Below are 7,431 nucleotides of genomic sequence, written 5' to 3'. Positions count from 1 at the left end.
TCACCATTTTTTTCGCAGCACGTCCTTGATCACTTCGTTCTCGAGGACCTGCTCGGCCAGCAGCTTCTTCAACCGCGCGTTCTCGGTCTCCAGTTCCTTCAGGCGCTTGGCCTCGGACACGTTCATGCCGCCGAACTTGCTGCGCCACAGGTAGTACGACGCCTCGCTGAAGCCATGCCGGCGGCACAGTTCCTTGACCGGTAGACCGGCCTCGGCCTCACGCAGGAAGCCGATCAATCTGCTCTTCGCTGAAACGCTTCTTCACGTCCAATCTCCTTCGCGTTGGGGATTGGACTCCAAAGTAGCCTGCTACTCAATTGCGGGGGGGGGCGTCACCTTCCTCGACCCCGACAAGCGCAAGGCGGACTTCAAGCGCGAAGCCGATGCCATGGATGAAGTGAAGGCCTACATGAAGGAGCACCCGACCTATCACCCGGGGCATAACGATTGGGTGTTGGAGCCGTAGGGCTACGTGCGTAGCGGAGGCTCCGCCTGTGGCGGGGCTTCTTCTCTCGTCAGAAGATCAACTCACGCGCCAGCAGTTCGTCTCCTCCCGCGAACGGCCTACGTACATCTCTTGCAAATAGCTTGACGGGCAACTCAACCAGCGTCACGAGGCGCACGCCAATAAGAACTCAGAGCAACAGCGATCACGCGCCTCGATCCCGAGCTTGTGTCGACACGTTCTCTTCGGCCGCACCCTCATTTTCACGGACTTCTGCGCTACGCGCCAAGCCTCGCTCCATAACCGGCCTGAGCATAATCCATCGATGCGTGTAATCCCCTCTAGCGCCACCCGCACGCAGACTGGGGTGTTGGGGCGGCGGCGGCTCAATGAAAAACTGGTACAGAAGTGGCCCAAGGATGGGGACCACAAGCAACAAGCCGCCTATCAACTTCTCGACAGCACTGCGACCGCTCCGCAAGAGCCTGACAACAAGGACCAGGCTTATAAGCCACGCAAGAACAGCAAGCGCGCGCATCATGCAATCCATAAGTACTCCAATCACGACGCGAGATGGCTATGACCAAATCTCCTTCGCACGATGCCGCCCGCCCCCAAAAAAAAGTTAGATGCCCGCATGAGGCGTTCTCCGCGCAAAGTGCCGCAACACTGTTCGAGTCTTCCTTGAACGCTTGGCGGCGCAGAAATTCCGACTTGGACTTAACACACGCTTCCGCCGCAACAGCCGCGCCAACCTCCCGGAACGCGGCTTCGACATCATCTATGTCAACGGAAAACTCGTACAGGTATGAGAGCCCACCGTTGTCTATCACGCCCTTAGCCCACCAAGCAATGACAACTGCGCGCTCACATGCTGACAAGCTCGACATGCCGCCATCTGCCCGCGCTGCCATCTGCCCAAGGTACAGCCCCTCGACGAGATCGAAGTCGTCCGACTGATTTTCCATTGCGCTCCACCAACTCATCTGCTCCAGGCAGCCTGATGCCGGAAGGGACGATCACAGCCCCCAAAAGAAGTCCCGGACCGCTTTGCCTAACGACTCATTCCTGCACCCAGAACGAGAAATTATCCCGACCACGAAGCACAGAGCGAAGAGAGCCAGGACAAGCAAGAACATGAAGATCGACACCCAGCTCGGCAAGAACAGATGCAGAACCACAGCCACCGCTATTCCGAATGCGCCGAAGCACCACTTCGCCTGCCTGCCCAAATCACGCCCTCCAGTTTCAAGTCCAGCGCTAGTACCACCCTTTCGAATTGAGCCATGCAACTACTTCAGGCTATCTAGCTTATCAACCTGCCGCCTGATCACTCCTTGAAAATTGGAGGAATTGGTCGCGGTGCATATCGAGAACGACATACCCATCACACAGCTCCCTTAAAAACCTTGGCCTGCGCTCACCTCTTCCGAGATAATCTGAATCATATTTGAGAATGTAACGCCCACCCGAGGGTGTGCGAAGCGCGGCGACCCATACCTCCGAATCCACACCAGCACGTTCGATCGCAATCCAATAGGGCGCACCCCTCGCCTCCGCGTCCTGAGCACACGCCCAGGATACGTCTGTCGCACCGCCCAGAGGGACGAGGCCACATGCTCGAGCGTTAGGGCCGACCAGCATCTCCATCTCCTCTAGCAGGGGATTGCCAGCAGCACGCGCCCACCCCCATATCACAGGCCCAACGGATGCGACGATCAACAGAATGCGGAGTACGTGCATCATCAGTCACCAGATGAGAGCCACCGTTGAGGACCTATGACGCACCATAATCTCGAGGTTTCGTGAGTCCGCCCCATACACCGCTCTACTTCATCATCATTCCGAGCATCTCTCATGCAAATATAGCCATCGCGATCATAGGTGCGCCCAGCCACGCAATGAGATATTCCTCTACGTCTTGATGACTCGATATATTCGTCGTTCGCCTCCAATCCGAAACGCGACGCCCTGAACTCGGCCTCCCTCTCGATGATTGCTACACATTGTTCATAGCTCGGGCTTTGACCGCACACGGCCATGGCCAACGCCGGAATGGTAGAGGCAGTTCGAAAAGCACATGAAGATGCCGAAAGCGAACTTCGACGCGCCGAATCCGATCGAAGCGCTCGACGCCTGCAGGTTTGCCACAAAGCGCCAGCTATGCAAACAACGTGCTTGATCATTCCGATACACCCCGCATTCCACTGAGTGCGCGAACGCCCCCCTTGAGCCCAGAGGATCATCAGCGCCTAGGGCGAATGCCAATGGGCCTTGTGGACCACCCTCCCATCCTCACCAAGCTCGACCGACCAAGCTTCAATTCCAAGACTGAGCCTGTTCTCGAACCATAGACGCTCTTTGCAACTGCCGCTGCAAGGCCTTGACGCATAGCGAGTGAACAGCTTTCTCGGCGGCTCGGCCACATCAGGGGCGCCTAGCGCTTGGACAACCGCATGACGATCATCCCCCAAGCTTACTAATCCAAATGCACGCGATTTGTGCTTGGACACCGAAGAACACGAGAACAGATAGGCAGCCATGAGCCCGACCAGGAACAAGATGACGACTCTCTCCATAACGCTACCCGCAAGATTGAGGTCTGGTACACACATCGGCAGGGCTCTCGGGATAGCGCCACCGCACGGGTAACGCCAGCGCACTATCCCTACTCCTAGCTAGGTTCACTTGTAGCCAATTGACCTGACTACAGACAGATCACTCTTTCTGACCCAATACTTCCCGCCGCCGCCAGTGACATTCTCGAAGGGCGGGACACGCCTCGACAAGAAGACGACGACATACAGCTCATCCGTCTGACTGACGCCCAGGTCATAGTTGCCTGGATTGCGGGAGAACGCCAGAAGCTTGATCGTGTCTTCGGAGATCGGATGCTCTGAATACTCCCTTTCGAGATCAGCCTCAAATCGCGCATAAGCAACAGCAGCTGCCTTAGCGACGGAAACACCATCAGCACTACGAGCGGTACTGGCGCACGACATCACTGCCCATAGCAGCACGATCAATACTAGGCCTCGATGTCCAGAAACCACTCGCCCTCCTTGACTCGCTATCACATGCCAACTTCGGTATCGAAGAAATCAACGAGACCTAGATCTGACGCAGCAGAGCCACTGCCCTGCTTTCGAGAAGCTCGGATAGGTCCCCGCGCTTTAGCGCGATCCCCAGCGCCGCCTCAAGCTCCGATCTCTGAATAGACTCTACCTTCAGAAATTGGAAGAGCTCCAGCAAGTAGACCATAGCGTCCGGCTCACCAGCGCGATACGACCTGGTCATCAGCTCGGCTGCCTCGGTCTTATCTCCGGAATCGAGCCTGTTCAGCCCGAGATTGAACAGCGCATACGCATTGTTCTGCTCAGCTGCCATTGTGTAGAACTCATCGGCCTTGGATTCCTCCAACCAAGAAAAATCTCCAGACTCAATGAGATATCCAATCGCCAAGTTCGCGTCAGAATCCCCGGCATGAGCCGCTTGCAAGAAGTGCTCATACGCCCGCTCGACATGGCCTTCCTCCATCAACTGCCAAGCCCGCGCAAAGGCATCGCTGTCCTTCGACATCCGCCCCCCCTGTTCCCCTTGAACTCCGCGATCCTGCCCCGGATCAATGATCCATCTTCCTACCGCGGAGCGATAGCCGCTGCATGACAGCAACGAAACCGAACATCAATCCAAATCCCTCACCATGATGTCGGAGCCCATGAATTCGGATTGATCCAGCACCTTTTTGATGAATTACAGAGCAACCCGAATGAAGAGAAACGAGAACAACAAGAGGCTTACGAAGCCAAAAACCCTTTGCATCATGCGCTACTTGTCACCCCATAGATGCCCGAGGTGCGTCCAATGAACTTTAGATCGAGCCCCTCAATTCCCCGATCAACCAACCTGCCCGACCAGGATTCTCCTGCCCCTCACGTACAACATCCGATCACACCGCGAAGCCCCCGGGACGCGATAATGCATTATGAGACAGCATCGCCTCGTCGCCCGGCGCCGTCGTGAACCGACATACCGCAGTGCGTTTCGTCGACGATACGACAACCAGACGCGCGACACCATATGGTGGGGCAGCCGATACCTCTAAGGATCATTGGTCATGTGCACCGCGCGTTGATGCGCTCACACGCGCCCAGCACTGCGACAAACAGTCGCACCTGCTTCTCGCACACCCCCCTCTCAACCCCGAACGCACCCCGGTAGACTTCCACCATGTCCGGGGGCCGCCGCTTCAAACGCGCATTCGCATGGCTGTCGCTGACGGCCACGCTGCTGCTCGCGTTGCTGCCGTCGGTCGGTCGACTCGCCGCCACGCTCCATGAGGCGCCGCGCACGGTCCTGATGGAGCTGTGCACGACGGGCAGCGACAAGCTCGTCAGCATGGTCGACCCATTCGCGCTGCTCGAGACGCCACCGCCCGCGCCGATGGACCACGGCGACATGCCGAACTGCGCCTATTGCCCGCTGCTTGCGACCACGCTGATCGCGGTGCTGTGGCTGGCGTGGTCGCTGGCACCGCCTATCGCCTCGCCCCTGCCCACGCTGCGCACGCGACGCGTTCTGGCACGGCATCCCTGCGGCCTGGGCTCACGCGGACCACCGCTGGCGGCCTGATCCAAGCCGCCGCGACCTGAGGGGTCGCCTCCTTCGTTGCGACGACCGCGCATTGCGCGGCGTCGTGCGCGCGCGCGTGGTCATGCCGCGCCGCACGCAACACCGGATCCTGCCCATGCTTCGTTCCACCCCGTTCGGGCCACTGTCGGCCCCCGACGCGCCGTGCGTCTTTCGATCGTATGCGCCGCTCGCCGTGCTGACGGCGCTGGCGCTGTCGCCGCCCGCGCTCGCCCAAGCCCGTGCCCAGTCCGATCGCTCGCCCACCACACTCGACGCCTTGCAGGTACGCGGCGAACGCCTGCGCACGCTCGATGCGCCGCAACAGACCGGCAGCCGCCTGGGCCTGACCCAGCGCGAGACGCCGGCCTCGCTGCAGGTGATCGACCGCGAAGAGATCGCCCGCAGGGGCGCGCGCACCACCCGCGAGGCCTTCGCGCTGGCCCAGGGCGCAATGGTCGGCAACGTGCCCGGCAATCCCGCGGTTGTGACCCTCCGTGGCTTCAGCGGCAACACCGTTTCTGTACTGCACGACGGTGTGCGCCTGGGCGCGTCGACCTTCGTCACCCGCGATGTCGACACCTGGTCGCTGGACCGCGTGGAGGTCCTGCGCGGCCCGGCCTCGGTGCTGTACGGCGAAGGCGCGATGGGCGGCGCAATCAACCTGGTCACGCGCCGGCCCAGCACCGATGGCGCCGCGGTCGACGGCATGCTCGGCCTCGGCAGCTTCGGCACGCGCCGTGCCGGCCTGGGCCTCAACCAGCCGGTCTCCGACACGCTCGCGGTTCGGCTCGACGCCAGTGGCCTGCGCGCCGACAGTCTCTACGACATCGAGCGCAACGCGGTCGAGACGTCCACGTTGTCGGCAAGTGCGGCTTGGACGCCACAAGAGACGCTGTCGATGCTGCTGTCCTGGCAACACGCGCAGGACAAGAGCACCGGTACGTATCAGGGCGCGCCGATGATTGCCATCGAGGACGCGATCGCGCCATCGCGCGTCGTGCGCAGCGCCGATGGCCTGGTGATCGACCGCGCCACCCGCCACACCAACTACAACCCGATCGGCGCCTACAGCGGCGCCAGCAGCGACCTGCTGCGCTGGAACACCACACTCGCGCTGTCGCCGACGTGGCAATTGCGCAACGACCTGGCGCATTACCGCGCCAATCGCGACTTCGTCTACTCCGACGACTGGCGTTACGACCGCAGCACCGGCCTCTACGCCCGCGGCGTGCAGCGTGTCTTCCACGATCACCGCTTCTGGAATGAGCGGCTGGCCCTGGCCTACGACGGCCCGCTTGCGGGGCGGCGCAACCGCTTCACCATCGGTGTAGAGATCAACGACACCGACTTCGTCAATCCACGCCAGAGTGGCGCCACCACACCGGTCACGCCGAACGCCCCCGCACTGGGCACATTTCCCAGCGCCGACTCAGGCGCCTATACCAGCGACCAGGTCTTCCGGACCGGGCTGCGCACGCGTGCACTGTTCGTGGAAGACGCCGTCAACCTCACGCCGCGCTGGCTGCTGGTCGGCGGGGTGCGCTACGAGCGGATCGACCTCGACCGCAGCATCGACGACCGCATCAAAGGCGCCCGGACGACGTTCGCGCCGCGCTACACACCGCTGTCGTGGCGCCTGGGCAGCGTGTTCGACCTGCGCGACCACCTGCAGTTGTACGGCCAGGTCTCCACTGCGGCCAGCCCGGTCTCGAGCATGCTCACGTTGCAGACCGCGTCGGGCCGCTTCGACCTGACCGACGCACGCGCAGCCGAAGTCGGGCTGAAGGCCGAGGCCTGGGAGAGCCGCCTGTCGCTGACTGCGGCCGCGTACCGCATCGAGCGCGACGGCATCCTGACCCGCGATCCGGCCAACCCGATGATCAGCGTGCAGGGCGGTCGCCAATCCTCGCAGGGCCTGGAGCTGGCAGCCGACCTGCAGGCCACGCGCGGCCTGCGGCTGGAGGCCTCGGCCACGTGGGGCCGCGCGCGCTTCGACGAACTGATCGAGGCCGGCGGCGCCGATCGCCGTGGCAAGCGCCCCAGCAACGTGCCCAATGGCACCGCCTCGCTCGCAGCCACGTATCGCTTCCCAGCCGTGCCGGTTTCGCTCGGCGCCAGCGGCCGCCACGTCGGCGGCTTCTACACCGACAACGCGAACACCTACTACGTGCGCGGCCGCACGACCTTCGATGCCTGGGCCGGCTACGACTGGCCCCGCGTGTCGCTTGCGCTGCGGATGCGCAACGTCGGCGACGCCCTGTACGGCGAGTACTCCGGCTACCCGGCCACCCATGTCTACCTCGGCGCACCGCGCAGCGTCGAGATGACCCTGCACACACGGTTCTGAGCACGCC

The 7,431-nt window shown here is 61.8% G+C and carries 5 protein-coding genes and 1 pseudogene; 3 read left to right on the top strand and 3 right to left on the bottom strand.

Annotation, left to right across the window (positions count from 1 at the left end):
- Positions 1-6: 6 nt before the first annotated feature.
- Positions 7-265 (bottom strand): annotated as a pseudogene (locus tag ABE487_RS15295) (transposase); the annotation flags it as partial.
- Between the two features lie 24 nt (positions 266-289).
- Between ABE487_RS15295 and ABE487_RS15290 the strand changes: the two are divergent.
- Positions 290-466 (top strand): hypothetical protein, encoded by a 177-nt coding sequence (locus ABE487_RS15290; RefSeq protein ID WP_346452578.1) that lies wholly within the window; start codon positions 290-292, stop codon positions 464-466.
- Positions 467-3,129: 2,663 nt separating this feature from the next.
- Here ABE487_RS15290 and ABE487_RS15285 read toward each other — a convergent pair.
- Positions 3,130-3,471: a hypothetical protein gene (locus tag ABE487_RS15285; RefSeq protein WP_346452575.1), complete on the bottom strand. Its 342-nt coding sequence runs from the start codon at positions 3,469-3,471 to the stop codon at positions 3,130-3,132.
- An 85-nt stretch (positions 3,472-3,556) separates the two neighbouring features.
- The gene (locus tag ABE487_RS15280) at positions 3,557-4,024 is read right to left on the bottom strand and encodes a hypothetical protein (protein ID WP_346452573.1); all 468 of its coding nucleotides are present in this window, start codon (positions 4,022-4,024) and stop codon (positions 3,557-3,559) included.
- Between the two features lie 651 nt (positions 4,025-4,675).
- On the opposite strand from ABE487_RS15280, the gene ABE487_RS15275 reads away from it, so the two are divergent.
- Both ABE487_RS15275 and ABE487_RS15270 read left to right on the top strand, forming a co-directional pair.
- Entirely contained in the window at positions 4,676-5,077 is a 402-nt protein-coding gene (locus ABE487_RS15275) for a DUF2946 family protein (protein WP_346452572.1), read from the top strand.
- Between the two features lie 115 nt (positions 5,078-5,192).
- A complete protein-coding gene (locus ABE487_RS15270) occupies positions 5,193-7,424 on the top strand; it encodes a TonB-dependent siderophore receptor (RefSeq protein ID WP_346452570.1) in 2,232 nt (743 codons plus the stop codon).
- Positions 7,425-7,431 lie beyond the last annotated feature (7 nt).

Origin of the sequence: Luteimonas sp. TWI596 (assembly GCF_039674105.1) — a bacterium.
Lineage (GTDB): Bacteria > Pseudomonadota > Gammaproteobacteria > Xanthomonadales > Xanthomonadaceae > Luteimonas.
Note: the sequence above shows the minus strand (reverse complement) of the source record. Positions and strands in the feature narration are given on the sequence as shown.